Consider the following 23,680-nt stretch of genomic DNA (forward strand, 5'->3'; position numbering starts at 1 on the left):
CGCCGAGACGGAAACGCTCCGGAGAGCCTGGCTGCCGCCGTAGAAGAGATCGACGTTTTCGACCTGCAGCATCGTCAGCGCCCCAGATAGACGTCGATCACGTCCAGGTTCGCCTGGACCGTGTCGATCGATCCTTCGGCCAGCACGCTGCCCTCGTGGAGCACGGTGACCCGCGTGTCGAGCATGCGGATGAACTCCATGTCGTGTTCGACGACGACCACCGACTTTTCCTTGGAGATCTCCTTGAGCAAATCGGCGGTGTGCTCGGTCTCCGCGTCGGTCATGCCGGCGGCGGGCTCATCGACGAGAAGCAGTTCGGGCTCCTGCATGAGCAGCATGCCGATCTCCAGCCACTGCTTCTGGCCGTGCGACAGCGAGCCGGCCAGGGCGTCGCGCCGGTCGGTCAGCCGGATGGTCTCCAGCACGCCGTCGATGCGGTCGTGCTGCGGTTCGGTCAGCCGGGCGAACAGGCTGGAGAACACCCCGCGCGGGCCCTCCAGCGCGAGCACGATGTTGTCGAGCACGCTGTGGCTGTCGAACACCGTCGGGCGCTGGAACTTGCGGCCGATCCCGAGCTCGGCGATCGCCGCCTCGTCCAGTCGGGTCAGGTCGTGGTGGCCGTCGAACAGCACGTCGCCCCGGTCCGGCCGGGTCTTGCCGGTGATGACGTCCATCATCGTGGTCTTGCCGGCGCCGTTCGGCCCGATGATCGCCCGCATCTCGCCGTGGCCGACGGTCAGCGACAGGTTGTTGAGCGCCCGGAAGCCGTCGAAGCTGACGGTCACGCCGTCCAGGTACAGCAGCGAATTCACAAGGTCGGTCATGGCCTCACTCCGCCGCCCGCCGCTCGGGCGTCTCGACCGGCAGCTCGTCCTCGACCGCCGGCGCCGGCAGCACTTTGCGGGACCCCAGCAGTCCGAGCAGGCCCTTCGGCAGGAACAGCGTCACGAAGATGAACAGCCCGCCCAGCGCGAACAGCCACAGCTCCGGCAGCGCGCCGGTGAACCAGCTCTTGCCGATGTTGACCACCAGCGCGCCGATGGCGGCGCCGACCAGGGTGCCACGGCCGCCGACCGCCACCCAGATCACCGCCTCGATCGAGTTGGCCGGCGCGAACTCGCTCGGGTTGATGATGCCGACCTGCGGGACGTAGAGCGCGCCCGCCACCCCGGCCATCATCGCCGACACCGTGAACACGAACAGCTTGTAGTGCTCGACCCGGTAGCCGATGAAGCGGGTCCGGCTCTCGGCGTCGCGCACCGCCACCAGCACCTTGCCGAGCTTGCTGGCGACGATCGCTCGGCACAGCAGGAAGCCGCCGGCGAGCGCGACCGCCGACAGCGCGAACAGCCCGCAGCGGGTGGCGTCGCTCTGCAGGTCGATCCCCAGCACGTCCTTGAAGTCGGTCAGGCCGTTGTTGCCGCCCAGCCCCATGTCGTTGCGGAAGAACGCCAGCATCAGCGCGAAGGTCATCGCCTGGGTGATGATCGACAGGTACACGCCGGTGACCCGCGACCGGAAGGCGAAGGCGCCGAACACGAAGGCCAGCGCGCCGGGCACCAGCACCACCATCAGCAGGGCGAACCACAGCTGGTCGAAGCCGTACCAGTACCAGGGCAGCTCCTTCCAGTTCAGGAACACCATGAAGTCAGGCAGCACCGGGTTGCCGTAGACGCCGCGGCTGCCGATCTCGCGCATCAGGTGCATCCCCATGGCGTAGCCGCCGAGCGCGAAGAACGCGCCATGGCCCAGGCTCAGGATGCCGCAATAGCCCCAGACCAGGTCGATCGACAGGGCCAGCAGGGCGTAGCAGAGATACTTGCCGAACAGCACCACCGTGGTCGTCGACACATGCCAGGCCGAGCTCGGCGGCAGGCTGAGGTTCAGGATCGGCACCATCACCGCCGCCGCCACCAGGGCCGCGAGGAAGGCGACACCAAGACGACCGAGGCCGAGCGGCATCCCTCTCACGACTCCACCGCCCGGCCCTTCAGCGCGAACATGCCGCGCGGGCGCTTCTGGATGAACAGGATGATGAACACCAGCACCAGGATCTTGCCCAGCACCGCGCCGGCATAGGGCTCCAGGAACTTGTTGACGACCCCGAGGGTGAGCGCACCGACGAGGGTGCCCCACAGGTTCCCGACCCCGCCGAACACCACCACCATGAAGCTGTCGATGATGTAGGACTGGCCGAGGTTCGGGCTGACGTTGTCGATCTGCGACAGCGCCACCCCGGCGACCCCGGCAACCCCGGAGCCGAGGCCGAAGGTCAGGGCGTCCACCCAGGTTGTCCGGATGCCCATCGAGCTCGCCATCCGGCGGTTCTGGGTGACGGCGCGCATCTGCAGGCCGAACGACGTGCGCCGCAGCACCACCAACAGCAGCGCGAAGGTGAACAGCGCGAACACGATGATCCAGACCCGGCCGTAGGTCAGGGTCAGGCCGCCCAGGTCGAAGGCCCCGCTCATCCAGCTCGGCGCCCCGACCTCGCGGTTGCTCGGGCCGAACAGCGAGCGCACCGCCTGCTGCAGCACCAGCGACAGGCCCCAGGTGGCGAGCAGGGTCTCGAGCGGCCGGCCGTACAGCCAGCGGATGATGCCGCGCTCGATCGCCACGCCGATCGCGCCGGCGACCAGGAAGGCGAGCGGCAGGGCGATCACCAGTGAGGCGTCGAACAGCCACGGCGCCGAGGTCCGGATGACGTCCTGCACCATGAAGGTCACATAGGCGCCGATCATCACCATCTCGCCATGGGCCATGTTGATGACGCCCATGACCCCGAAGGTGATCGCCAGTCCGATGGCGGCGAGCAGCAGGACCGAGCCGAGTGACAGGCCGTACCAGACGTTCTGCGCGGCCTCCCACATCATCAGCGACTGCTGCATGAGGGCGATCGCCGCGGTCGCCTTCTTCTGCACCTCGCCCTCGGAGGCCGCCGCCACCGCCGACAGCAGCGCCTTGGCGTCCTGGTCGCCGCGCGCCGCGATCACCTGGATGGCGGCCAGCTTGTCGGCCTCGGGCCGGTCGGTCTGCAGGATCGCCGCCGCCCGCGCCTGCTCCATGACCCGGCGCACGCCGCCGTCGACCTCGGCGGCGATCGCCTCGTCGAGGGTTTCGAGCGCGCTCGGGTCGCGGCTCTTGAACACCGATTCGGCGGCCTTGCGGCGGATCGAGACATCCTTGCTGAGCAGGGTCAGCGAGCCGACGGCGGCCCGCACCGCCCGGCGCAGATTGTTGTTCACCCGGATCTTTTCGAGCTGGCTGCGCTCGACCGAGCCCAGCTCCTCGCCGGTCATCGGGTCGAGCGCCTTGTAGGCGTTGCCGTCGCGTACCGCGATGACGACCCTCCCGTCCGACTTGCGGACCTGGAGGTCGCCGTCGCCGAACGCGCGCAGCGCCGGAACCGCGGCGGCATCGCCCATGGCGGCGAGTTCGGTGACGATGGCTTCCTTGGCGGCGAAATCGGCAGTGGCCAGCGCCTCGACCCTGGCGCGGATGACGTCCGCGTCGGCCAGGGCGTCTGTCGAATGAGCGGCCTGGCATCCGATCAGCACGGCGATCGCGAAGGCGGCGCGACGGAAGATCGTCCCGAAGGACGCGAGCCCGATGGGCCCTGGCCCGGTAAGCATGGGCAAGTCTCCTTGGCCGAACAGCGTCGGGAAACGGAGCGGACCGTGTCCGGCCCCGGGGTGGACGGGCCACCCCGGGAACCGGAACCGGTCAGGCGGGGGCGGGCGTCAGCTGCCCTTGCCGCCGCACTTGCCGGTCGCGGTGTTGAAGTTTCCGCACGACATCGGCTTGCGCCAGTCGGAGATCAGCGCCTTGGAGTCCGGCAGGAAGTCGGACCACTCGTCGCCGACCACCAGGCCCGAGGTCTTCCAGACCACGTCGAACTGGCCGTTGTCCTGGATCTCGCCGATCAGGACCGGCTTGGTGATGTGGTGGTTCGGCATCATCGCCGAGAAGCCGCCGGTCAGGTTCGGCACGGAGACGCCGACGATCGCGTCGATGACGGCGTCGGGATCGGTGGTGCCGGCCTTCTCGACCGCCTTCACCCACATGTTGAAACCGATGTAGTGGGCTTCCATCGGGTCGTTGCTGACGCGCTTGTCGTTCTTGGTGAACGCCTGCCATTCCTTGATGAAGGCCGCGTTCTCCGGGGCCGGAACCGACATGAAGTAGTTCCAGGCGGCCAGGTGGCCGACCAGCGGACCGGTGTCGATGCCCGCCAGCTCCTCCTCGCCGACCGAGAACGCCACGACCGGGATGTCCTCGGCCTTGATGCCCTGGTTGGCCAGCTCCTTGTAGAACGGCACGTTGGCGTCGCCGTTGATGGTCGACACCACCGCCGTCTTCTTGCCCGCCGAGCCGAACTTCTTGATTTCGGCGACGATGGTCTGCCAGTCGGAATGCCCGAACGGCGTGTAGTTGATCATGATGTCTTCGGCCGGCACGCCGCTGTCCTTGAGATAGGTCTCGAGGATCTTGTTGGTCGTGCGCGGGTAGACGTAGTCGGTGCCGGCCAGCACCCAGCGCTTCACGCCCTCGACGTCGCGCAGGTAGTCGACCGCCGGGATCGCCTGCTGGTTCGGCGCGGCACCGGTGTAGAACACGTTGCGCTGGCTCTCCTCGCCCTCGTACTGGACCGGATAGAACAGCAGGCTGTTCAGCTCCTCGAACACCGGCAGCACCGACTTGCGCGACACGCTGGTCCAGCAGCCGAACACCGCGGCCACCTTCTGGCCGGCGATCAGTTCGCGCGCCTTTTCGGCGAACAGCGGCCAGTTCGAGGCCGGGTCGACGACCACCGCCTCGAGTTTCTTGCCCAGCAGGCCGCCCTTGGCGTTCTGCTGCTCGATCAGCATCAGCATGACGTCCTTCAGCGTGGTCTCGCTGATCGCCATGGTGCCCGACAGGGAATGCAGGATGCCGACCTTGATGGTCTCCGCGGCCGACACGGCCTGTGCGCCGAGCAGGGTCCCCGCTGCAATCGCCGCCGCCGCCAGTTTGATATGGAAGTGTGCTTTCACTCCCCGCCTCCTCTGTTGTGTCGCGGGCAGCCCCCCGCCCGCGCCCAGTGTGCGCTGCAAGAGGCATGCCCGGGAACTGGAAGGGAGTTAATTTACTGTTATCGTGTATTGAATTCGAATGAACCGACTGCGTTCGACTTATGAATGCCGCAATGCAAAATGACGCGGATTCGGGCAATGGCCGCAAAAACACGCAATTCGGAACCGCCCGGCGAGCCGATCCAGCGACGCCCATGACTGCAGGGTTGAGAATGCCGGACGCTTGCCTGATCGTTCAGGGGAGCCCGCGCATGACGGGGCTCGGGGCATGATCGGGAACGGGGGCCGCGCCATGCAGCACGCACGCGACGACGGCCGGCCATGGCTGGTCCTGGGGGCGGCGTCGGGTGCCCTCGGCCTGTCGGTTCTGGATGAAACGATCGTCGGCGCGGCCCTGCCGACCATCCGGTCAGAGCTCCTGCTCTCCGCGATCGAGGCCCATTGGGTCGTCAACGCCTACCTGCTGTCATTGACCTGTCTGGTCGCGATCGGCGGACGCCTGGGCGATGTCCTCGGGCACCGGCGCTGCTTCGTCGCCGGCGCCGCGATCTTCGGCATAGCCTCCGCGGCCGGCGCCCTGTCCACCGGTGGAACGCTCCTGATCGCCGCTCGGGCGGTTCAGGGCGTCGGAACGGCGCTGATGTTTCCGGCCGGGCTGGCCATGGTCACGTCCGCCTACCCGCCCGAGCGTCGCGGCCTGGCCTTCGGGGTGCAGACGACGGTCGCCGCCGTCTTCATGGCGGCCGGCCCGTTCCTCGGCGGACTGCTCACCGAGGTCCTGTCCTGGCGCTGGATCTTCTGGATCAACCCTTTGCCCGTCCTGCTCCTCGTGCTCGCCGCCTTGTCGGCGAAGTCGCGGGTGGACGAAACGGACGCTTCCGCGGCGCCGAAGCCTGCAGCCTCGCTCGACCTGCCCGGGGTCACGACCGTGACGGTCGGACTGACGGCGCTGGTCGTCGCCCTGATGCAGAGCGGCGACTGGGGATGGGCGGCCCCAGGTACCCAGGCCCTGCTGGCCGTCGGAATCCTCGCGCTGGTCGCCTTCTTCCTGATCGAATCCCGTGTGAAAGCGCCGATCTTTCAGTTGGGACTGTTCCGAGCCCGGGCCTTCAACGGCGGCAATCTCGTGTTCTTCGTCTTTCAGGCGAACAAGATGATCACCTTCGTCTTCGCCGTCCAATATCTGCAGGCCGGACCAGGCCTGCCACCGGTCGCGGCCGGGGCGTTGGTCGCGACCGCCGTCCTGCCTACATTGCTTACGTCCGTCCTGGCGGGCCGGGTCGCCGACCTGTTCGGTTCCCGGCTTCCGCTGGTATCGGGGCTGGCCCTGAACGGCGCGGCGCTGATCCTGAGCGGGATCGTGATGCAGCACGGGGACTACCAGGCGCTCGCCTGGATCCTGCCGGTCTGGGGGGCAACCCTGCCGTTTCTCGCGGTCACGTCGCGTCGGGCGCTCATGAGTTCGGCGCCGCCAGAGCTTCGCGGCCAGGCAGGCGGCGTCAACCTCACCATCCAGATGCTCGGGGGAACGATCGGAGTAGCATTGGCCAGCACCGTGCTGGCCGGCGGTCATACCTACGGACTGCTGTTCATCGCCACCGGGCTCGTCACGGTGTCGACCGTCGCAGGTGCCTGGGCGACGATACGTTGAACATCGATGGCACCGCCGGGCGCGTCGCCGGATGGTGACGCGCCTACCGGCCGGCCCCGCCCGCCATTGTCGCTTCCGGCAGCAGCCGGTCGCGGCGAGGCGAGGCATCGGCCATCAGTTCGGCCAGCAGTTCGAGTTCCGCCAACCGCCGCCGGACCTCTTCGCGGGACGACTCGAGGGATGCCAGAACCGCGTGGCGCGACCGGTTCAGTTCAGGGGTCGGGGCGCTGTCGACCGGCGCCCGGTCGCTGCCGGCGGCAAGCAGCACGGGCCATCCGGCGATCGCGCCGCCCGCGGCGCTCACCAGCAGCGACCCCGACAACAAGATGGCCAAACGAATGCTCATGACACCCTCCGCGCCCGCAAGGGACGCAAGGGCAACGCATGATCCGACCGTCAGTTCCGTTCGCGGGCGCCGCTCCGACCCGGGTTCAGGCGTTCTCGAGCCGCAGGGCGGCCAGCACCGCGTCGGTCACCTCGCGGGTGCTCGCGGTCCCGCCGAGGTCGCGCGGCATCGCGTCTCCGGCCGCGGTGACGCGCTCGACCGCCGTCATCAGCCGGCCGGCCGCGCCGGGCTCGCCGAGATGCTCCAGCATCATCGCAGCACTCCAGAACGAGCCGATCGGATTGGCGATGCCTTTGCCCATGATGTCGAAGGCGGAGCCGTGGATCGGCTCGAACATCGAGGGGAAGTCGCGTTCCGGCCGCAGGTTGCCGGTCGGCGCGATGCCGAGCGACCCGGACAGCGCGGCGGCCAGGTCAGACAGCACGTCGGCGTGCAGGTTGGTGGCGACGACGGTATCGATGCTCTCGGGCTTCAGCACCATGCGGGTGGTCATGGCGTCGACCAGCATCTTGTCGGTCCGGACGTCGGGGTAGTCGCCCTTGATGCGGTCGAACACCGTGTCCCAGAACACCATGCCATGGCGCTGCGCGTTCGACTTGGTTACCAGGGTCAGCAGCTTGCGCGGGCGGCTGCGGGCCAGTTCGAAGGCGAAGCGCTGGATCCGCTCGACCCCGACCCGGGTGAAGATCGAGACGTCGAGCCCGACCTCCTCGGGCAGGCCCTGGTGCACGCGGCCGCCGGCACCGGAGTACTCGCCCTCCGAGTTCTCACGCACGATCACCCAGTCCAGCCGGTCCGGCCCGACGCCCTTGAGCGGCCCCTCGATGCCGGCCAGCAGGCGCGACGGCCGGACGTTGGCATACTGGTCCAGGGTCTGGCAGATCTTCAGCCGCAACCCCCACAGGGTGATGTGATCGGGCAGGTGCGGGTCGCCCGCGGAACCGAAGTAGATCGCGTCGAAGCCCCGCAGGGTGTCGACGCCGTCCTCCGGCATCATCATCCCGTTCGCCCGGTAGTAGTCGGCCCCCCAGGGGAAGGTCTCGACCTCGACCTCGAAGCCGCCGTCGCGCTCTGCCACGGCCCGCAGGACCTCGACTCCGGCCGAGATCACCTCCGGTCCGATACCGTCTCCGGGAATGCTGGCGATGCGATGGGTCTTCATGAATGCCTCCTGAGCGGTCGGGGCGGACGGTCCCCGTGTCGCCGCGAGACTAGCCGGATTTCCGGGATCGGGAAGACCGCTCAGGCCCCGACCTCGGCCAGGGCCGCTTCCAGGACCGTCAGCCGGGCGGTGTACTCGCGCGGGGCGCCGGCACCCGCCGTCGCCTTCCGCAGCACCGCCCGGAACGCCGTCATGCGCTGCTGCGCCGACACGTGGTTCAGATGGATCTCCAGGACGTCGACCGATCGCAGCAGGGCATGGCCCAGCCTCAGGACCCGCTGCAGCAATTGCAGCACCGACAGCACGAAGTCGCCGCTGGGCCCGTCGGCCAGCAGATGGACATCGACGATCGCCAGGTAGCGCCGGGTCATCTGCTCCAGCCCGCTGCCGAAATCCTGCAACGCCTGTTCGCCGAGGGTCAGCACGAACGGATGGCTGCCGGCCGCCCGGTCGTCGCGGTCGCTTTCCAGCACGCGCAGGATCACCACCAGAAGGTCGTCGACCGCCGACAGAGTCGCGACCGCGTCGAAATGCGTGAATTCGTCCGGGCCGGCCCTGAAACGTTCGAACACCCGGCCGCTCCACTGAATCGCCTGCCGGGCGGCGTGGTGCGCCAGGTGCCGCAGCTCGGCCGCATGGGAAGGGCCGCCCGCGATCTCCACCGCCCATTCCACCGCCTCGATCCGCAGGATGTCTCGGGCCAGCAGCCGGACGTCGGGGAAATCGTCGTCGCTGGTGACGTCGAGATGTGATTCGATGCGGGCACGGCAGCTCCTGGTGACCGAGCTGAGCCGGCCCTGTATCGCCCCGCGCAGCCTGGAATCGGGGCCGACCGCGCCCTCCCACGCGAATACCGACGCAAGCGCGTCGGCGTAGTCGGCGGCGGCCGCCTCGTCAGCAGCCCGGGGGATGCCGATCCCGTCGGAGATCGGCAGCAGCGTCGCGAAACGCGACAGCAGGATCGGACAGACGATGTCGGCGAGATGCGCCGCGACCGCGGCGGACGAGCGGCTGGCCGCGGCACGCAGCGTCGAGTCGCCGGCCTTCGCCGATCGGATTTCATCGGCATGACCCGTCAGCATGGACCGCAGATGGACGATCCCGGCGGCGGAGATCGTCGGCTGCCCTCTGCACGACGCCAGGATCTGCTGCTCAACAGCCTCGATGGAGGCCTGCGCGCGCTCTCCGTTGGTCAACCGCCTCCCCCAAACGTTCCCGGTGGCGGTGGCCGTCCCGCCATGCCGGCACAATGACACGGCACCGGCAAGTCGTCAGGTCCGGACCGGTCCCAGCGCGGCCTCCAGGATATCGAAGCGGGCCACATGATCCGGGGACGGGTCGCCCTTCGCCATCCGGGCCCGCAGCCGGTCCTGCAGCGCCACCATCCTGGCAACGGTCCCGGCGTGGTCGAGTTTGATCCCGAGGGCGTCGACGAGCGGCGCCAGCAGGTGCTCGACCCGCAGAATGCGGTCCAGCACGCGCAGCACCGACGACACGAACGAGCCCGCGGCACCGTCGGCGAGCAGATGCTGGTCGGCGATCTGCAGGTAGCGGCCGGTCATGTGGGCGAGCCCGGTCGCGAACTCCTGCATGGCCTGCTCGCCGATGGTCAGCACGAACGGATGGCTGCCCGCCTCGCGTTCCATCCGGTCGCTGTCGTGGACCCGGAGGATCACCACCAGCAGCTCGTCGACCGCCGCCAGGGTCGCCACGGCGTCGAAGTGGCTGAGTTCGTCGGGCGTCGCCCGGAACCGCTCGAACACCCGGGCGGCCCATTTCACCGCATCGCGCGCAACCCGGTTGGCGCGCTGCAGGATGGCGGCGGAGTGCTCGGGCGCGCCGGCCTGGCTCAGGGCCCATTCGGCGACCTCGGCCCGCAGGATGTCCCGGCCGAGATGCCGGAAGTCGGGGATGTCGGCCTCGTTGGCGAGCCGGAGATGCTCGTCGATCCGCCGCTGCCAGGCCGCCGCGATCTCGGCCAGGCGCTTCTGGATGCTGGCCCGCAGCAGCACATGCTTGCCGACGGTGGCTTCCCAGGAGAACACCATGGCGATCGCCTCGGCGTACTGGATCACCGACGCCTCGCCGTCGGCCCGCCGGGCCTGACTGCGATCGCCCATCGGCAGCATGCGCTCGAACCGGTCGAGGAAGACCGGGCAGACGTCGGACGCCAGATGCCCTGAAACCGATTCGACCGACCGCCAGATCGGCCCGCGGATCGTCAGCATGTCGGCCCGGGCATCGCGGACGGCGACCGAGTGAACCCGCAGCATGCCGCACAAGCGCCGCAGCGCCTCCTCGGACCAGACGGTGGCGCCCGCGCCGATTTTCAGAATCTGCCGGTCGATCGAGTCGATCGACGCCCGTGCCCGTTCTGACTTGTAGCCGCCCATCTCGACTCTGTCGGCGGGGGCTCGCTGACGTTTCCCCCGCCTATCCCTGATCGCCTCGAGGCTATATATAACCCATGTGAGCATGTCGCCGGGCTCGAACATTACGGGTTCGAGGCGCAGTCCCGGACAACCTGCGAATATGACAGCGACCCAGACCCTTCGACTGACGAACGAGCTCTCCGAGATCCGCCGGCTGGCCCTGGCGGTGGAGCGGTTCGCCGAGCGCCATGGGGTTCCTGAGAAGGCCGCGCATCACCTCAATCTCGCCGCCGACGAGTTGATCACCAACGCGATCGCCTATGGCGGCGCGAGCAACGGTCACCGGATCGTGGTGACACTGCGCCGCGACCCGGACCGGATGACCATGGAGATCGCGCATCGCGGAATCGCGTTCGACCCGACCGAGGAGGTTGCGGAACCGGACCCGACTGCCGGAATCGACGATCGACCGATTGGTGGCCTCGGTGTCTATTTCGCCAAGACTCTGCTGGACGGGCTGAGCTACGTTCGGCGCGGCGGCGCCAATCGCCTTACCCTGACCAAGAAGCTTTGAACTCATCGACGAGAGGTAGTTTCATTATGACGATGTCCATCGAGAGCCAGGGAAATTTGGCCGTCGTCGTGCTGACCGGCCGGCTGGACAGCACCAACGCCGCGGACACCGAAGCGCAGATCCTCGCGCAGATCGAGGCCGGGAGCCCGCGCATCGTGGTCGACGCGTCGGGCCTCGACTACCTGTCGAGCGCCGGGCTCCGGGTGTTCCTGGTGGTCGCCAAGCGGGTCAAGGCCAGCGGCGGCGCCCTCGCCCTGCACTCGCTGACCGCTCATGTCCGCGAGGTCTTCGAGATCAGCGGATTCGTGAACGTCCTGACGGTCTGTGCCGACCGGGACGAGGCCCTGACCCGGGTCTAGGCGCTCCGCGGAGGAGTCCACCGCTCATACCCAGCCGCCGTCGACGATGTAGTTCTGGTTGGTGCAGGCCGCCGCCTCGTCCGAGGCGAAGAACACCACCACCCGCGCGACGTCGTCCGGCACCAGCTTCCGCTTCAGGCACTGGTTACGCATGAGGTCGGCCTCGCCTTCCGGGGTCAGCCACTTCTCGACCTGCCGCTCGGTCATGATCCAGCCGGGCAGCACCGAGTTGACCCGGATGTTGTGCGGGCCGAGGTCGCGGGCCAGCGACCGGGTCAGGCCGACCACCGCGGACTTCGCCGCCGAATAGCCCGGCATCCCGCCCTGCCCGATCATCCAGGTCACCGAGCCCAGGTTGACCACCGCGCCGCCGCCGGCCGCCGCCATGTCCTTCCAGACGGCCTGGACGGCGAAGAACTGGTGCCGCAGGTTCACCGCCATGCGGTCGTCCCAGTATTCCGGCGTCACCGCGTCGATATCGTGCCGCTCGTCATGGGCGGCGTTGTTGACCAGCACGGTGACCGGGCCGAGCCGCCCGGCGATCGCGGAGACCGCCGCCCGCAGGGCGTCGATGTCGCGCAGGTCGCAGTGCTCGAAGGCGGGCTCGGGCAGGCCTTCGGCCGCCAGCCGCCGCGCCAGCGCCTCGCCACCCTGGCGATCGTAGTCGAGGAAGCCGACCCGGGACTGCTGGCGGCAGAAGTGCTCGACGATCGACGCCCCGATCCCGCCGGCACCGCCGGTGACCAGGACGACCCGGTCCTTCAGGCTCGGATAGACTGCTCCGTTCGACATCGCTGCTCTCCCTCTGTTCCGTCTCGTCCGATCTTCAGCCCCCGGCGGCGACCGATGCCGGCCGTCCGGGGCGCTCCGCCAGGCCGGCGTCGACCGCCTCGAGAGCCAGATGCGCCATGCCGGCGGTGATCCGCTCGGTCCCGCCGGGCACGAAGACCACGTCGCGGTCCGGCACCAGGCCGGGCGCGAAGGCTCCCGCCAACGCCGAACGGTAGGACGGCTCCATCAGATGTAACGCCCGCAGGCCCGACCCGGTGACCGCGATCCGGCGCGGAGCGAGCACCGAGCTGACGATGGAGATGGCGTCCGACAGCGCCCGCCCGGCCTCCGCGAACAGGGCCCTGAGACCCGGCTCGCCGGCCTCGGCGCGGCGCGCGAATTCGACCATCTGGGAGTCGGTGGGCTGCTGGGAGTCGGTTTGCGGCAGGTCGGCCAGGCTGCGGCCGTCGCGATACAGCGCGTAGTCGGCGAGATAGGCCTCGATGCAGCCGCGCTGTCCGCACCGGCACTGCGCCCCGCCGGGCACCCGCCGCACATGCCCGATCTCGGACGAGAACCCGCGGCTGCCGGGAAACGGCCCGCCGTCGCGCAACAGCCCCATCCCGACCCCGTGCCCGATCATCAGCACGGCGACCAGGCCGCGCTGCAGGTCCGGATGATCCCGGACCAGTGCCAGCGAGGTCGCGGCGGCGTCGTTCTCCACGAGCACCGGAACCCCGAACCGGTCGGCGAGCGGTGCCGCCAGGCTCATGGCTCCGGTCCGCAGCACCGGGCTCCACAGCTGCCGGCCGGCCGCCGGATCGACCATGCCCTGCGCGGCCAGGCCAATGCCCTGCAACCCCTGGCCGGGTGCACGCTCCAGCGCGCCGGCGATCGCCTCGGTACAGCGCTCCACCACCGCCGACGGATCGAGGCCCCGGGTCTGGCACTCCACCACGTGGCGCGCGACCGGGGTCCCGGAGAAGTCGGTGACCACTCCCTCGATCAGGTTCATCCGGATCGACAGCGCCGCCACGCGTGCATGGCCGGGCGCCAGCCCGAGCTCAACGGGCGGCCGGCCGCGGGACCCGGACAGCGGCTCGGCGGGCGGCGGTGCCAACTCGCACAGGACGCCCTGCTCGATCAGTTCGCCGGTGATGGCCGAGACCGCCCCGGCACTCAGCCGGGTCCGGCGCGCCAGCGCGACCCGGGGCATCGGCCCGTAGCGCCGCAGCTGGCGCAGCAGCCTGGCACGGTTGGTGTCCTTGGTGGCCGGACGGCCGGGCGGGTTCATGGCGGGACCTGATGGACGGAAGGATGCGATATTATTTCAATTGAGAAACTTAATCAAACCACCGAACTCACAAAATTCACCCCTATGCGGGAAATACCCCGGAAGATCGGTTGACCGTCACCGGACGACGGGGGATATTAATTCATACAACAAACAAAACGGCACCGGCCGGGATGCCCCGCATGACGAGGCGTCCGTCATTCCAGGGAGGACTGCACATGACCTCACGCCCGATTTCGGCCGTCGCCGCGGCCGCCGCGATCGCCCTTCCGCTCGCCCTCGCCACGCCGGCTGCGGCCCAGACCGGGGCGCTCGACCAGGCGGTCGGCGGCTATTCCTTCGAGCAGGCGGCCAAGGAGGCCCCCGGCACCAAGAACTATCACTCCAAGGACGGCCGGCTAACCTTCGCGATCATCACCCACACCGCCGGCAACGGCTTCTTCGACCCGACCTATGTCGGCGCCAAGGTCGCCGCCGACGCGTTCGGGATCAACCTGCTGATGCTCGGCTCCGAGGCTCCGGTCGACGACATCCCGCGCCAGATCGAGATCATCAACCAGGTGATCCAGGACCCGACCATCGACGGGCTGATCATCACCACGCCCCAGGCCGGCGCCTATGACGACATCGTCAGCACCCTGCTGAAGCGCGGCGTGCCGGTGGCTACCACCAACTCCTTCGACCCCACGCTCGCCCACCGCAGCCGGATCAGCCATACCGGCCAGGACGCGTCGGCGGCGGCGATCGGCGGCGAGGCGCTGGCCAAATGCGTTCTGGAATCCGGGGTCAGCGGCGGCACCATTATCTTCCCGAATACCACCACGCTCGGGAACGTCGAGGTCAACAACCGCATCACGGCGGCCTTCGAGGCGACCGTGAAGACCCTGAACGCGGCCGGCAAGCTCGCCAACTTCAAGGTCGATGCGGGTCCGGAGAACATCGGCGTCGACGTCGACTCCAAGAACATCGTCGGCTCGGTCACCAGCCTGATCGAATCGCGCGGCGACGTGGTCGGCGCCTTCGCCGCCAACGGCTTCGTCACCCCGGCGCTCGGCGACGCGGTCGCGCAGCTGAAGATGGGCGACAAGATCTGCTCCTACGGCTTCGACCTGGGCCCGGCCCAGCAGGAGCAGATCCGCACCGGCGCGCTCGACGGCTCGCTCGGCCAGCAGCCGTTCCTGCAGGGCTTCTGGCCGGTCCTGCAGCTGTACCTGCAGATCGACCGTGGCATCGCCGCCGCCAACCTGGACACCCGCGCCCAGCTGGTGACCAAGCAGGACGTCGACACGGTCGGCAAGCGGTTCGAGAACTGAGACCGGAGCGGGCGGGGCCGTCGTCGGTCCCGCCCCCATCCCCCACGGCGGCGCACAGATGCCCGGCACTTCCGCTTCGCGCAATCCGCTGGCCGGCTATGGCTGGGAGATCGGGCTTCTGGTCTTCATGGCGCTGCTGTACGCCGCCGGAACCTGGATAAACCCCGACTTCTTCGGCGACCTCCACGCCATACGCGCGACCCTGCGGGATGCCGCGCGCTTCGGGGTGATGGCGGTCGGCATGACCTTCGTCATCGTCAACCGCGACCTCGACCTGTCGGTAGGCTCGACCCTCGGCCTGGTCGCCGTCGTGTTCTCGATGCTGTACGCGCCCTCGCACTACGACCTCGGACTGGGCTGGACGATCGCCGGCGCCCTGGCGGTCGGCCTGGCGGTCGGCCTGGTCAACGGCGTGCTCGTGACGTTCCTGCAGGTGCCGGCGTTCATCGCCACCCTGACGATGCTGTTCATCGGCCGCGGGCTGGTGCTCGGGTTGACCGGCGGCAAGACCATCGCCTATGACGCCAAGGCGGCGGCCAGTCCGTTCTTCCAGATCGGCGAGGCCAACGCCCTGCTGTTCAACAACCAGATCCTGGTGTTCCTTGCGGTCGCCGCGATCGGCGCCGTGGTGCTGGCGCGCACCCGCTGGGGCTACGAATCCTATGCCGTCGGCGGCAATCTGCAGGCCGCCGAGTTCGCCGGCATCGACACCCGGCTGGTGCGGATCCGGGGCTTCGTGCTGGCGTCGCTGTGCGCCAGCATCGCCGGGCTGATGAACGTCGCCCAGGACAAGGGCGTGACCAGCCAGTACGGCCAGGGCGCCGAACTGATCGTGATCGCCGCGGTGATCGTCGGCGGCGCCTCGATCCTGGGCGGACGCGGCCGGATCGTCGGGTCCTGCCTCGGCGCCATCCTGGTAGTGCTGATCGACAAGGTGCTGCGCCAGGGCGTCCCGACCACCCGCACCATCACCATTGGCGGCGCCGAGATGCAGGTGCAGGCGATGGCGCAGCTGCCGCCCGGCGCGGTGCCGGCCTTCCTGGGTCTGATCCTGGTGGCGGCGGTGCTGATCGAGCCGCTGGTGCTGCGCCGCCGGCTGCCGCAGCGGCTGTTGGCCCGGTTGCGCGGCCTGCCGCCGCCGCCGGCGGGCGATGCCGACGGGGTCGCCATGGTCGGCATCAAGACCATGGGCCAGTCGGTGCAGGCCCGCGAGTTCTCCGGCGGCCTGCTGGCCCGCCTGCTGGCGCGGCGCGAGGCGGCGGCGGTACTGTTCATGATCGCGCTGTGGCTGGTCGGCATGTGGCTGCGGCCGGACTTCTGGGGGTCGCTGGACAACAGCTTCAACCTGTTGCTGGCCTTCACCGAGGTCGGCCTGCTGGCGGTCGGCATGACCTTCGTGATCGTCAACGGCGACATCGACCTGTCGGTCGGCGCGGTGCTGGCGCTTTCGGGCGCCACCGCGGCATTCCTCATGAAGACCCTGGGGGCCGACCCCGGGTTCGCCGTTCTGGCGGCGTTCCTCGCCGGCACCGCCGCCGGCGCGGTCAACGGCCTGCTCACGACCCGGGCCCGGCTGCCCGCCTTCGTTGCCACCCTCGGCATGTTCTACATCGCGCGCGGCCTGGCGGCCTGGATGGTGGCCGGGCGGCAGCTGTCGCAGTTCCCCGAGGGCTTCGGCCTGATCGGCCGCAAGCTGATCGAGCCGCTGCAGGCCTTCGGCATGGCACCGGCGCCGGATACCCTGCTGTTCAGGGTCGCCAGTGCGCTGAGCACCCAGACCCTTATGCTGGCGGTCATCGCCGTGGTCGCGGCGATCGTTCTGGCCCGCACCTCCTGGGGCTGGGCCTGCTACGCCACCGGCGGCAACGCCCGCGCCGCCGGCTACGCCGGGATCGACACCGACCGGGTTCGCTTCGCGTCGCTGGTGTTCTCGGCGATGTGCGCGGCGGTCGCCGGCATCGTCTACGTCGCCTACCTGCGCAGCTTCAACCCGTCGGCCGGCCAGCTGCGCGAACTCGACGCGATCGCCGCCGTGATCATCGGCGGCGGCAGCATCTTCGGCGGCTTCGGCTCGGTGATCGGCTCGCTGGCCGGGGCCGCGGTGATCGCCCTGATCCGGGCCCTCCTGTCTCTGCAGATCATCAGCGCCGACGGCCAGTCCTTCGTTATGCCGCAGCACTGGGTGAACGTGTTCATCGGCCTGATCCTGATCGCCGCCGTGCTCGGCGACATCTGGCTGCGCCAGCAGGGGCTGATGGGAAGGTTGCTGGACCGGCTCGCCGCCAGGCGACGGACACCAAGGAGAGTACCGACATGACCGACGCCGCAACGCCGATCGTCGAGATGCGCGGGATCTGCAAGTCGTTCGGGGCGGTGCGCGCACTGCACAACGTCGACTTCCGCCTGATGCCGGGCGAGGTGCTGGGCCTGGTCGGCGACAACTCGGCCGGCAAATCGACCCTGATGAAGATCCTCACGGGGGCCTATCACCGCGACACCGGCGACGTGCTGGTGGACGGCGGCCAGACCCAGTTCCGCAGCCCGCAGGACAGCCGCGACGCCGGCATCGAGATGATCTACCAGGACTTCGCGCTCTGCGGGAACATGGACGTCGGCCAGAACATCTTCCTCGGGCGCTGGCCGCGTCGGGGCCTGTTCGTCGACCGCAACCGCATGTACGCCGAGGCGAGCGCGGTGCTGAAGCGCCTCAAGGTCGACGTCAACTCGGTATACCAGCGGGTCGAGAGCCTGTCGGGCGGACGCCAGCAATCCGTCGCCATCGCCCGCGCCATCAGCTTCGAGCCGCAGGTCGTGATCCTGGACGAGCCGACCGCCAACCTGTCGGTCATGGCGACCAACGAACTGCTGCGGACCATGCTGGAGCTGAAGGAGCACGGGGTCGCCCAGGTGATCATCAGCCACCGCCTGACCGACATCTTCGAGGTCGGCGACCGGGTGATGGTGCTCAAGCGCGGCGAGAACGTCGGCGACCGCTACGTCGCGCACACCAGCGAGAAGGAAGTCCTCGAACTGATCGTCGAGGGCACCCCGGAAACCGCGATGACCGCAGAGCAGGCCCGCGCGGCCTGAGCCGACCGGCCGCGCTACCCCGAGGCGAGCCAGGCCGCGATCGCGGTTGCGACCTCCGAAGGCGAGAGCTTGCCGGTATCCAGCAGCAGCGTCCGGTCCGGTGCCAGGCGCAGCAGCGCGTCGCGCGCCTTACCCGGATCGTAATGCCGGGATTCCTCGACGATGATGGTGGCGTTGCGGGCAACGGCTGCCGGGTCGACACCGCGGTCGGCCAGCATCCATGCCAGTCGGTCGAACGCCGCCGCCGCGACCAGGGTGTCGAAGCCGGCATCCCGCAGGACCGCCCGAATCGCTTCCGCGCCGCCGGTCGGGTCGACGTCGAGCGGCGTCGTCTCGGTCTGGTCGAACGGGTCGTTGCGTCCGCACAGCCGCCAGAGTCGGCCTTCCGGAGGGCACTCAAGCACCAGGAACCAAGCTCTCGGCAGCGTTGCCGCTGCCGTAACCTCGGCCTCGCCACGAAGGCCGTCGAACAGGATCGGGCCCGGCGGCAGGTCCGAGGGGATCAGCAGCCAGGACAGGACCTCACCCATGCCGCCCGGGTGCCGATCCTTGAACGCGGCGGTCAGCCGGAACCGCTCGACCCGGTCGGTGACCGGAGCGCCGTCACCGGTCATGCGCGGGAGGATCAGGCTGTCCGTCAACGCCCGGCGGTCCGGCAGGATCGCCGCCGGCGGCACCGACGCCTCAAGTTGCTGCACGGTGGTGGTCTTGCCCGAGCCGGTCAGCCCGACGAGCACCAGGACGGCGCGATCCGCCAGCAGATGAAAGTCGTCCGCGGTCGATCGCACGCCCGTAGCGCGAAGCTCTGCCGGATCCAGGCGCCGGACCTTGCTACCGTCGAGCACGCCGCCCCCCCAACTGCCATCCAACCCGGGCAACCCTCCTTCGCGGCGTACGGCGCGTCAAGCGCGGCCCCGGCATGACACTTCGGACAGCTTGTCGCGCCGTCGGCCCCTGCCTTCATTGCAGCGCCGTCGTTCGGAATGGGGTAGTGTGTGGCCGCGCATGGTGGATAGGGAACACGGGAGGGATCACGATGCGGCGCGCAGCATCTGCTACGGCGCCCGCTGCCGCGATCGATCGGCTGCCGCCCGATCCGCCGAGCCGCCCCACACGACAGTTCGGCCTGCCGGCCGGCTGTGCCATACACTCTCCCCGTCTCCCGTGACACAGCCGCGACCGCGATAGCCCATCGATGACATACGAACTCGCCGTCCTTCTCGCCCGCATCCCGCTCGACGTCGCCGTACCGCTGCTGATCGGCATCGCCGTGACGATCTCGCTGCTCGGTACCTGGATCGTCAACACGATCTACGCGCCGTTCCAGCTGGAGCCGAACAACCTCGTCGGCGGCGTGAAGTTCAGCTTCCTGGGAGAGATCTACGCGGTCACCCTGGCCCTGGCGCTGATCGGCGCCTTCGACCGCTACACCGACGCCCAGACCACCGTGCAGAAGGAGGTGGCGACCCTGGTGGCGCTCGATCGGGCGGCCGAAGCGTACGACCAGCCGAGCCAGAACGACACGCGCGCGCGCATGAAGTCGGCGGTGCGCGAGTACTCCCGGGCGGTGGTCGAGAAGGAATGGCGGACGATGAGCCTCGGGGTGCCGAGTTTCGAGGTCACGCATCGGCTCGGTCAGTTGTCCGATGCCTTCATAAAGGCCGATCCGATTACCGCCGCGCAGCAGGCACTGCAGCAGAACACCGTGGAGTGGGTCAGGCAGGTCAACGAGAGCCGGAGTTTCAGGCTGACCACCGTCTCCCGCAGCCTGGTATCGCTGGTCTGGATCCTGCTCGGGCTCGGAACCGCCATCGCGATCGTCTTCCCCTGGTTCCTCGGCTCGGTGAACGTCGTGGCACAGGCGGTGATGTCGGCGATTCTGGTCGGCTTCCTCGTCATGCACCTGGTGGTCGTGCTGCACCTCGCCTATCCGTTCGTCGGCGAGACGGCGGTCAGTCCGAGCGCCTTCCTGGCGGTCGCGCAGTAGGGAAAGGAACAGGGAGCCGCGCCATGTCGCTCTCGGACGTCGTCATCGTCGACACCACGCTGCGCGAGGGCGAGCAGTTCATCCACGCGGACTTCTCCAGCGAGGCGAAGCTCGAGATCGCGCGGGCGCTCGTCGCATTCGGCGTCGACTATCTGGAGGTCACCTCCCCGGCGGCCAGCCGGCGGTCCCGCGAGGATGCCAGGGCGATCGCCGGCGCCGGGCTGCCGGCGACCGTGGCGGCCCATGTCCGCTGCCACCCGGACGACGCTGCGATCGCCCTGGATACCGGGGTCGAGGCGCTGCACATGGTGATGGCGACCTCGCCGATACTGCGCGCGGCCAGCCACGGCAAGGCGATCAGCGAAGTCGTCCGGATCGCCGCCGACGTCGCGGAGTTCGTTCGCAAGCGCGCGCCCGACGTGACCCTCAGATTCTCCAGCGAGGACGCCTTCCGCTGCCCGCTCGGCGACCTCGTCAACGTCTACCTGCCGCTGGCGGAGCTGAACCTGTTCGACCGGTTCGGCATCGCCGACACCACCGGTGCCGCGACCCCCGACCGGGTGGCCGAGGTGGTCGGGCTGGTGCACCGGCTCACCGGAACCCCGATCGAGTTCCACGGCCACAACGACATCGGCTGTGCGGTGGCCAACGCGCATGCCGCGATCACCAACGGCGCGACCCACATCAACACCTCGGTCCTGGGGCTCGGCGAGCGAAACGGCATCACGCCGCTCGAGGGCCTGATCGCCGTGCTGTACGCCACCGACCGCGCCGGAACCATGAAGCGCTTTCGCCTGCATGCCCTGCCGGCACTCTGCCGTCGGGTGGCGGAACTCGCCGAGGTCGCCGTCCCGTTCAACCAGGTGCTGGTCGGCGAGACCGCGTTCAGCCACAAGGCCGGGATCCATACCAAGGCGGTCTACAACGATCCCCGCGCCTACGAGGCCCTGGACCCGGCCGATTTCGGCCTGACCCGGGAGATCGCCGTCGGTCACCGGCTGACCGGCTGGAACGCGGTGCGCGTGCGGGCGGACGCCCTCGGCATGCGGCTGGCCCTGGCCGATCTCAAGGAGGCGACCGCACGGGTCAAGCACGCCGCCGACGACCAGCGCCTCTCGCTCGACGACGTCGACAGGATCCTGGCCGAGGTCGCCGCCGAGGCGATGCTGCGCACCGCCTGATCCCGGTCAGCTCACCTGGGCGGTGAGTGCCCGCCTCGACCGGCGTCAGGCCGCCTGGCTCCGGCCGAGCACCGACCACAGGCCGTAGACCACCGCGAGACCGGCGAACACGATCGCGAAGATCGCCAGCGGGATGGCGTCGCCGTGAGCCGCCAGCAGCACCGGTCCCACCAGGGTCGGGCCGAGGATGTGGCCGGCGCGTTCGGCCAGCCGGTAGATGGCGAGCGTCCGCTCCCGTCCGACCGTGTCGGCGACCCGGCTGTCGGCGACCCGCGCGACCACCGGCGCCGCGATCAGGCCCTGCCCGACCCCGAGCGCCGCGATCGCCACCATGACCGCAAGCCCGGTTGCGATCGGCAGGGCGCTGGAACCGACGGCGGCCTGCAGCTGCGACGCCGTGCTCAGCAGCCAGCCCGGGACGAATGCCGGGGGCGCCGACGCGCCGCCGGCCGGCACCACCAGCAGCCCGAGCAGGCCGATCCCGACCGCCAGCATGATCATACCGATCGTCAGTACCCCGTCGATCGATCCGACCCGGCCGACCAGACGGGGCGCGACCCCGGTGACCAGATAGGTCACGACCGCGAAGACCATCAGCGCCTGACCGACCTCGTCGTCGCCGTAGCCGGCCTGATGCAGCACCAGGGGCATCGCGAACATGGCGATCCCCGCCAGCGCGAACTTCGAGGTGATCCCCACCAGGCCCAGCACTGCCATGAAGTCAGGTGCCCTTGCGAGGCGGCCGATCGAGCCGAGCAGGCTCACCGGCGCGGCCTGCGCCGTTTCGTGGTGGACCAGCGCCGGGAGAACGAAACGGATGTAGATGCAGGCGCCGACCGCCACCAGGCCACCGACGAGCAGCACATCCCGATCGGCGTTGAACACCGCCAGCAGGCCCCCGAGCCCGGTTCCGACGATCAGTCCGCCGTTGTAGCCGAGCACCTGCACGGCGGCCGCACGCGTCCGCTGTCCCTCCCCGACCACTTCGAACGCATAGGCCTGCACCGCCACCAGCAACGTGCCCTGGCCGATGCCGCTCAGCATTCGCCCGACGCACAGCGCCCAGAAGTCGGGAACCAGGGACGCCAGGAACAGTCCGATGCCGACCGCCCCGGCGCCGGCCATGAACAGCCGGCGGATCTCGACGCGACCCGTCACGTAGGACGCCGGCAGCAGCGCTGCGGTCAGGCCCACGAAGAACAGGGTGAAAGGCAGCGACACCCATTCCGTCGACAGGCCCTCGGCGAGCACGGTCTCCTTCGAGATCTCCGGAAGAATCGACAGCGACAGGGCGTCGGCGAATATCCCCAGGAAATAGGCCGGTCGCAGCAACGCCAGTCTGGACGCCGCATCGCCCGAGATCGCCCCTTGACCCTCTCGGACCGCCCGCAGGAAGACCAGTGCCAACACCGCGCACCCGAAGAACAGTGCGAGGAAGTTGCGCGCACCGGCTCCCAGGGCCGCGAGAACCACCGACAGCGGGAGCTCGACCGACAGCACCAGGTCGTGCTCCGGCGACTTCTCGACCGGCAGGTCGAACACCAGCCGCTGCAGCGGCATCCCGAACACCTCGGCACCGTTCGCCTGATCCTGCACGCTGTACAGGACGCGATTGCGGTCGTTCAGCGAGATCGCGGCAATGTTTGGGTTGATCTGGCGATACTCGTTGAACGCCTCATGGATTCCGGACAGCGCCGACAGCGGAATGCCGAGATCGGTGACCGCCGACAGCCGCGCCGCCATCGAGCGCGCCAACGCTTCGGCCTGACCTTCGGTACCCTTGCGGTACAGGTCGAACATGATCACCACCATCACCGCCAGATTCAGGGCGATGACGGTCAGGAAGAGTGGAGTCAGCCAGCGTTGCCGTACCGCTTCGCCCTGCCACGACCGCAGAATCAGCTGGGCGATGCAGAACAACACGAACAGGCCGGCGGAAGCCGCGAACACCGGCCGAAAGGCCGCGTCGACCACCCGCTCGATCTTGTCCCGGTCCAGATGCAGCAGCACTCTGCCGACATTCGCGAACTTGTCGCTGACCGGCAGGCTGACCGCGAGGTCGACGCCCGGACCGCCGCGCAACGGGGTCGCCATCCAGCGGGCATGCGTGCTGTCGGTGCTGGCCTCGGCGCGACAGAGCGTATCGCGGTGCGCAGGCTCGGCCTCGCAGAAGATCGGCTTGCCGTCGACGTCGACAAGCGAGGTTGCGAGGATCGCCGGATCGACCACCCGAAGCTGCTGGCTTCGACGGTCGAAGCCTCCGAACTGGTCGAGCGGCAGGCCCGACTTGGCGAACTGCCCGACGGTCCCCTGCAGGGTCGCGCCGAGCTGCTCGATGCGTTCGATGCGGATCTGGAGGTAGACCCGCATCGCCTCGCCGTACCCGACATAGGCGAACAGCAGGAGGCTGAGCGCCGTGAGCGCGACGCCCGGCCACACGCGTTGCAGCGCCGTCATGTCACGCCCGACCCAATGCCAGCGTCGAAGCCCGGCGTTCTTCGACCGCCT

Annotated in this window: 20 protein-coding genes; 8 read left to right on the forward strand and 12 right to left on the reverse strand. The window is 69.0% G+C overall.

Going from position 1 to position 23,680, the window contains the following annotated elements; translation table 11 throughout:
- Nucleotides 1–74: 74 nt before the first annotated feature.
- The 4 genes from urtD to urtA form a co-directional block, all read right to left on the reverse strand.
- Nucleotides 75–824, reverse strand: a complete 750-nt coding sequence (gene urtD, locus RIC31_RS00680; protein WP_350100014.1) for an urea ABC transporter ATP-binding protein UrtD — start codon at nucleotides 822–824, stop codon at nucleotides 75–77.
- A gap of 4 nt (nucleotides 825–828) precedes the next feature.
- Nucleotides 829–1,962 (reverse strand): urea ABC transporter permease subunit UrtC, encoded by a 1,134-nt coding sequence (gene urtC / locus RIC31_RS00685; protein WP_502989775.1) that lies wholly within the window; start codon nucleotides 1,960–1,962, stop codon nucleotides 829–831.
- A 5-nt stretch (nucleotides 1,963–1,967) separates the two neighbouring features.
- On the reverse strand, nucleotides 1,968–3,632 hold the full coding sequence (gene urtB / locus RIC31_RS00690; RefSeq protein ID WP_350100016.1) for an urea ABC transporter permease subunit UrtB: 1,665 nt from the start codon (nucleotides 3,630–3,632) through the stop codon (nucleotides 1,968–1,970).
- 108 nt (nucleotides 3,633–3,740) lie between these two features.
- Nucleotides 3,741–5,033 carry an urea ABC transporter substrate-binding protein gene (gene urtA, locus RIC31_RS00695; RefSeq protein ID WP_502989776.1) on the reverse strand — a complete coding sequence of 431 codons (1,293 nt, stop codon included), beginning with the start codon at nucleotides 5,031–5,033 and terminating at the stop codon, nucleotides 3,741–3,743.
- A gap of 331 nt (nucleotides 5,034–5,364) precedes the next feature.
- On the opposite strand from urtA, the gene RIC31_RS00700 reads away from it, so the two are divergent.
- On the forward strand, nucleotides 5,365–6,723 hold the full coding sequence (locus RIC31_RS00700; protein WP_350100018.1) for an MFS transporter: 1,359 nt from the start codon (nucleotides 5,365–5,367) through the stop codon (nucleotides 6,721–6,723).
- Nucleotides 6,724–6,766: 43 nt separating this feature from the next.
- Here RIC31_RS00700 and RIC31_RS00705 read toward each other — a convergent pair whose 3' ends face one another.
- The 4 genes from RIC31_RS00705 to RIC31_RS00720 form a co-directional block, all read right to left on the reverse strand.
- Nucleotides 6,767–7,069: a hypothetical protein gene (locus RIC31_RS00705; protein ID WP_350100020.1), complete on the reverse strand. Its 303-nt coding sequence runs from the start codon at nucleotides 7,067–7,069 to the stop codon at nucleotides 6,767–6,769.
- 85 nt (nucleotides 7,070–7,154) lie between these two features.
- Nucleotides 7,155–8,231, reverse strand: coding sequence for a tartrate dehydrogenase (locus RIC31_RS00710; RefSeq protein ID WP_350100022.1), 1,077 nt, complete (start codon nucleotides 8,229–8,231; stop codon nucleotides 7,155–7,157).
- 80 nt (nucleotides 8,232–8,311) lie between these two features.
- On the reverse strand, nucleotides 8,312–9,427 hold the full coding sequence (locus RIC31_RS00715; protein WP_350100024.1) for a hypothetical protein: 1,116 nt from the start codon (nucleotides 9,425–9,427) through the stop codon (nucleotides 8,312–8,314).
- A 75-nt stretch (nucleotides 9,428–9,502) separates the two neighbouring features.
- The gene (locus tag RIC31_RS00720; protein ID WP_350100026.1) at nucleotides 9,503–10,624 is read right to left on the reverse strand and encodes a hypothetical protein; all 1,122 of its coding nucleotides are present in this window, start codon (nucleotides 10,622–10,624) and stop codon (nucleotides 9,503–9,505) included.
- A 139-nt stretch (nucleotides 10,625–10,763) separates the two neighbouring features.
- On the opposite strand from RIC31_RS00720, the gene RIC31_RS00725 reads away from it, so the two are divergent.
- On the forward strand, nucleotides 10,764–11,177 hold the full coding sequence (locus tag RIC31_RS00725) for an ATP-binding protein (protein ID WP_350100028.1): 414 nt from the start codon (nucleotides 10,764–10,766) through the stop codon (nucleotides 11,175–11,177).
- A gap of 26 nt (nucleotides 11,178–11,203) precedes the next feature.
- Entirely contained in the window at nucleotides 11,204–11,536 is a 333-nt protein-coding gene (locus RIC31_RS00730) for an STAS domain-containing protein (protein WP_350100030.1), read from the forward strand.
- 24 nt (nucleotides 11,537–11,560) lie between these two features.
- On the opposite strand, the gene RIC31_RS00735 is transcribed toward RIC31_RS00730, so the two are convergent.
- Both RIC31_RS00735 and RIC31_RS00740 read right to left on the reverse strand, forming a co-directional pair.
- Nucleotides 11,561–12,328, reverse strand: coding sequence for an SDR family NAD(P)-dependent oxidoreductase (locus tag RIC31_RS00735; protein ID WP_350100032.1), 768 nt, complete (start codon nucleotides 12,326–12,328; stop codon nucleotides 11,561–11,563).
- Between the two features lie 34 nt (nucleotides 12,329–12,362).
- Entirely contained in the window at nucleotides 12,363–13,601 is a 1,239-nt protein-coding gene (locus RIC31_RS00740) for an ROK family protein (RefSeq protein WP_350100034.1), read from the reverse strand.
- 218 nt (nucleotides 13,602–13,819) lie between these two features.
- Here RIC31_RS00740 and RIC31_RS00745 point away from each other — a divergent pair, with 218 nt between their 5' ends.
- From RIC31_RS00745 to RIC31_RS00755, 3 genes are read left to right on the forward strand one after another with little or no spacing between them, the layout of a single operon-like run.
- Nucleotides 13,820–14,914 (forward strand): substrate-binding domain-containing protein, encoded by a 1,095-nt coding sequence (locus RIC31_RS00745; protein WP_350100036.1) that lies wholly within the window; start codon nucleotides 13,820–13,822, stop codon nucleotides 14,912–14,914.
- A 58-nt stretch (nucleotides 14,915–14,972) separates the two neighbouring features.
- Nucleotides 14,973–17,231: an ABC transporter permease gene (locus RIC31_RS00750; RefSeq protein WP_350100038.1), complete on the forward strand. Its 2,259-nt coding sequence runs from the start codon at nucleotides 14,973–14,975 to the stop codon at nucleotides 17,229–17,231.
- On the forward strand, nucleotides 17,228–18,004 hold the full coding sequence (locus RIC31_RS00755) for an ATP-binding cassette domain-containing protein (protein ID WP_350100040.1): 777 nt from the start codon (nucleotides 17,228–17,230) through the stop codon (nucleotides 18,002–18,004). Before RIC31_RS00750 ends, RIC31_RS00755 begins: the two co-directional genes overlap by 4 nt.
- A gap of 14 nt (nucleotides 18,005–18,018) precedes the next feature.
- Here the strand turns inward: RIC31_RS00755 and RIC31_RS00760 are convergent, their stop codons facing one another.
- On the reverse strand, nucleotides 18,019–18,849 hold the full coding sequence (locus RIC31_RS00760; RefSeq protein ID WP_350100042.1) for a DEAD/DEAH box helicase family protein: 831 nt from the start codon (nucleotides 18,847–18,849) through the stop codon (nucleotides 18,019–18,021).
- A gap of 350 nt (nucleotides 18,850–19,199) precedes the next feature.
- Between RIC31_RS00760 and RIC31_RS00765 the strand changes: the two genes are divergently transcribed.
- Nucleotides 19,200–19,991, forward strand: coding sequence for a bestrophin-like domain (locus tag RIC31_RS00765; protein ID WP_350100044.1), 792 nt, complete (start codon nucleotides 19,200–19,202; stop codon nucleotides 19,989–19,991).
- Between the two features lie 23 nt (nucleotides 19,992–20,014).
- Nucleotides 20,015–21,172, forward strand: a complete 1,158-nt coding sequence (locus RIC31_RS00770; protein ID WP_350100046.1) for a homocitrate synthase — start codon at nucleotides 20,015–20,017, stop codon at nucleotides 21,170–21,172.
- Nucleotides 21,173–21,217: 45 nt separating this feature from the next.
- On the opposite strand, the gene RIC31_RS00775 is transcribed toward RIC31_RS00770, so the two are convergent.
- Entirely contained in the window at nucleotides 21,218–23,629 is a 2,412-nt protein-coding gene (locus RIC31_RS00775) for an MFS transporter (RefSeq protein ID WP_350100048.1), read from the reverse strand.
- Nucleotides 23,630–23,680 lie beyond the last annotated feature (51 nt).

The sequence above is a fragment of the Thalassobaculum sp. genome (genome assembly GCF_040219615.1).
GTDB lineage: Bacteria > Pseudomonadota > Alphaproteobacteria > Thalassobaculales > Thalassobaculaceae > Thalassobaculum_A.

Excerpts from the sequence above, each read along its gene's own strand:
- urtD (WP_350100014.1), bottom strand. The coding sequence starts at position 824 with ATGACCGACCTTGTGAATTCGCTGCTGTACCTGGACGGCGTGACCGTC.
- urtC (WP_502989775.1), bottom strand. The coding sequence starts at position 1,962 with ATGCCGCTCGGCCTCGGTCGTCTTGGTGTCGCCTTCCTCGCGGCCCTG.
- urtB (WP_350100016.1), bottom strand. The coding sequence starts at position 3,632 with ATGCTTACCGGGCCAGGGCCCATCGGGCTCGCGTCCTTCGGGACGATC.
- RIC31_RS00700 (WP_350100018.1), top strand. The coding sequence starts at position 5,365 with ATGCAGCACGCACGCGACGACGGCCGGCCATGGCTGGTCCTGGGGGCG.
- RIC31_RS00705 (WP_350100020.1), bottom strand. The coding sequence starts at position 7,069 with ATGAGCATTCGTTTGGCCATCTTGTTGTCGGGGTCGCTGCTGGTGAGC.
- RIC31_RS00710 (WP_350100022.1), bottom strand. The coding sequence starts at position 8,231 with ATGAAGACCCATCGCATCGCCAGCATTCCCGGAGACGGTATCGGACCG.
- RIC31_RS00720 (WP_350100026.1), bottom strand. The coding sequence starts at position 10,624 with ATGGGCGGCTACAAGTCAGAACGGGCACGGGCGTCGATCGACTCGATC.
- RIC31_RS00725 (WP_350100028.1), top strand. The coding sequence starts at position 10,764 with ATGACAGCGACCCAGACCCTTCGACTGACGAACGAGCTCTCCGAGATC.
- RIC31_RS00730 (WP_350100030.1), top strand. The coding sequence starts at position 11,204 with ATGACGATGTCCATCGAGAGCCAGGGAAATTTGGCCGTCGTCGTGCTG.
- RIC31_RS00735 (WP_350100032.1), bottom strand. The coding sequence starts at position 12,328 with ATGTCGAACGGAGCAGTCTATCCGAGCCTGAAGGACCGGGTCGTCCTG.
- RIC31_RS00740 (WP_350100034.1), bottom strand. The coding sequence starts at position 13,601 with ATGAACCCGCCCGGCCGTCCGGCCACCAAGGACACCAACCGTGCCAGG.
- RIC31_RS00745 (WP_350100036.1), top strand. The coding sequence starts at position 13,820 with ATGACCTCACGCCCGATTTCGGCCGTCGCCGCGGCCGCCGCGATCGCC.
- RIC31_RS00750 (WP_350100038.1), top strand. The coding sequence starts at position 14,973 with ATGCCCGGCACTTCCGCTTCGCGCAATCCGCTGGCCGGCTATGGCTGG.
- RIC31_RS00755 (WP_350100040.1), top strand. The coding sequence starts at position 17,228 with ATGACCGACGCCGCAACGCCGATCGTCGAGATGCGCGGGATCTGCAAG.
- RIC31_RS00765 (WP_350100044.1), top strand. The coding sequence starts at position 19,200 with ATGACATACGAACTCGCCGTCCTTCTCGCCCGCATCCCGCTCGACGTC.
- RIC31_RS00770 (WP_350100046.1), top strand. The coding sequence starts at position 20,015 with ATGTCGCTCTCGGACGTCGTCATCGTCGACACCACGCTGCGCGAGGGC.
- RIC31_RS00775 (WP_350100048.1), bottom strand. The coding sequence starts at position 23,629 with ATGACGGCGCTGCAACGCGTGTGGCCGGGCGTCGCGCTCACGGCGCTC.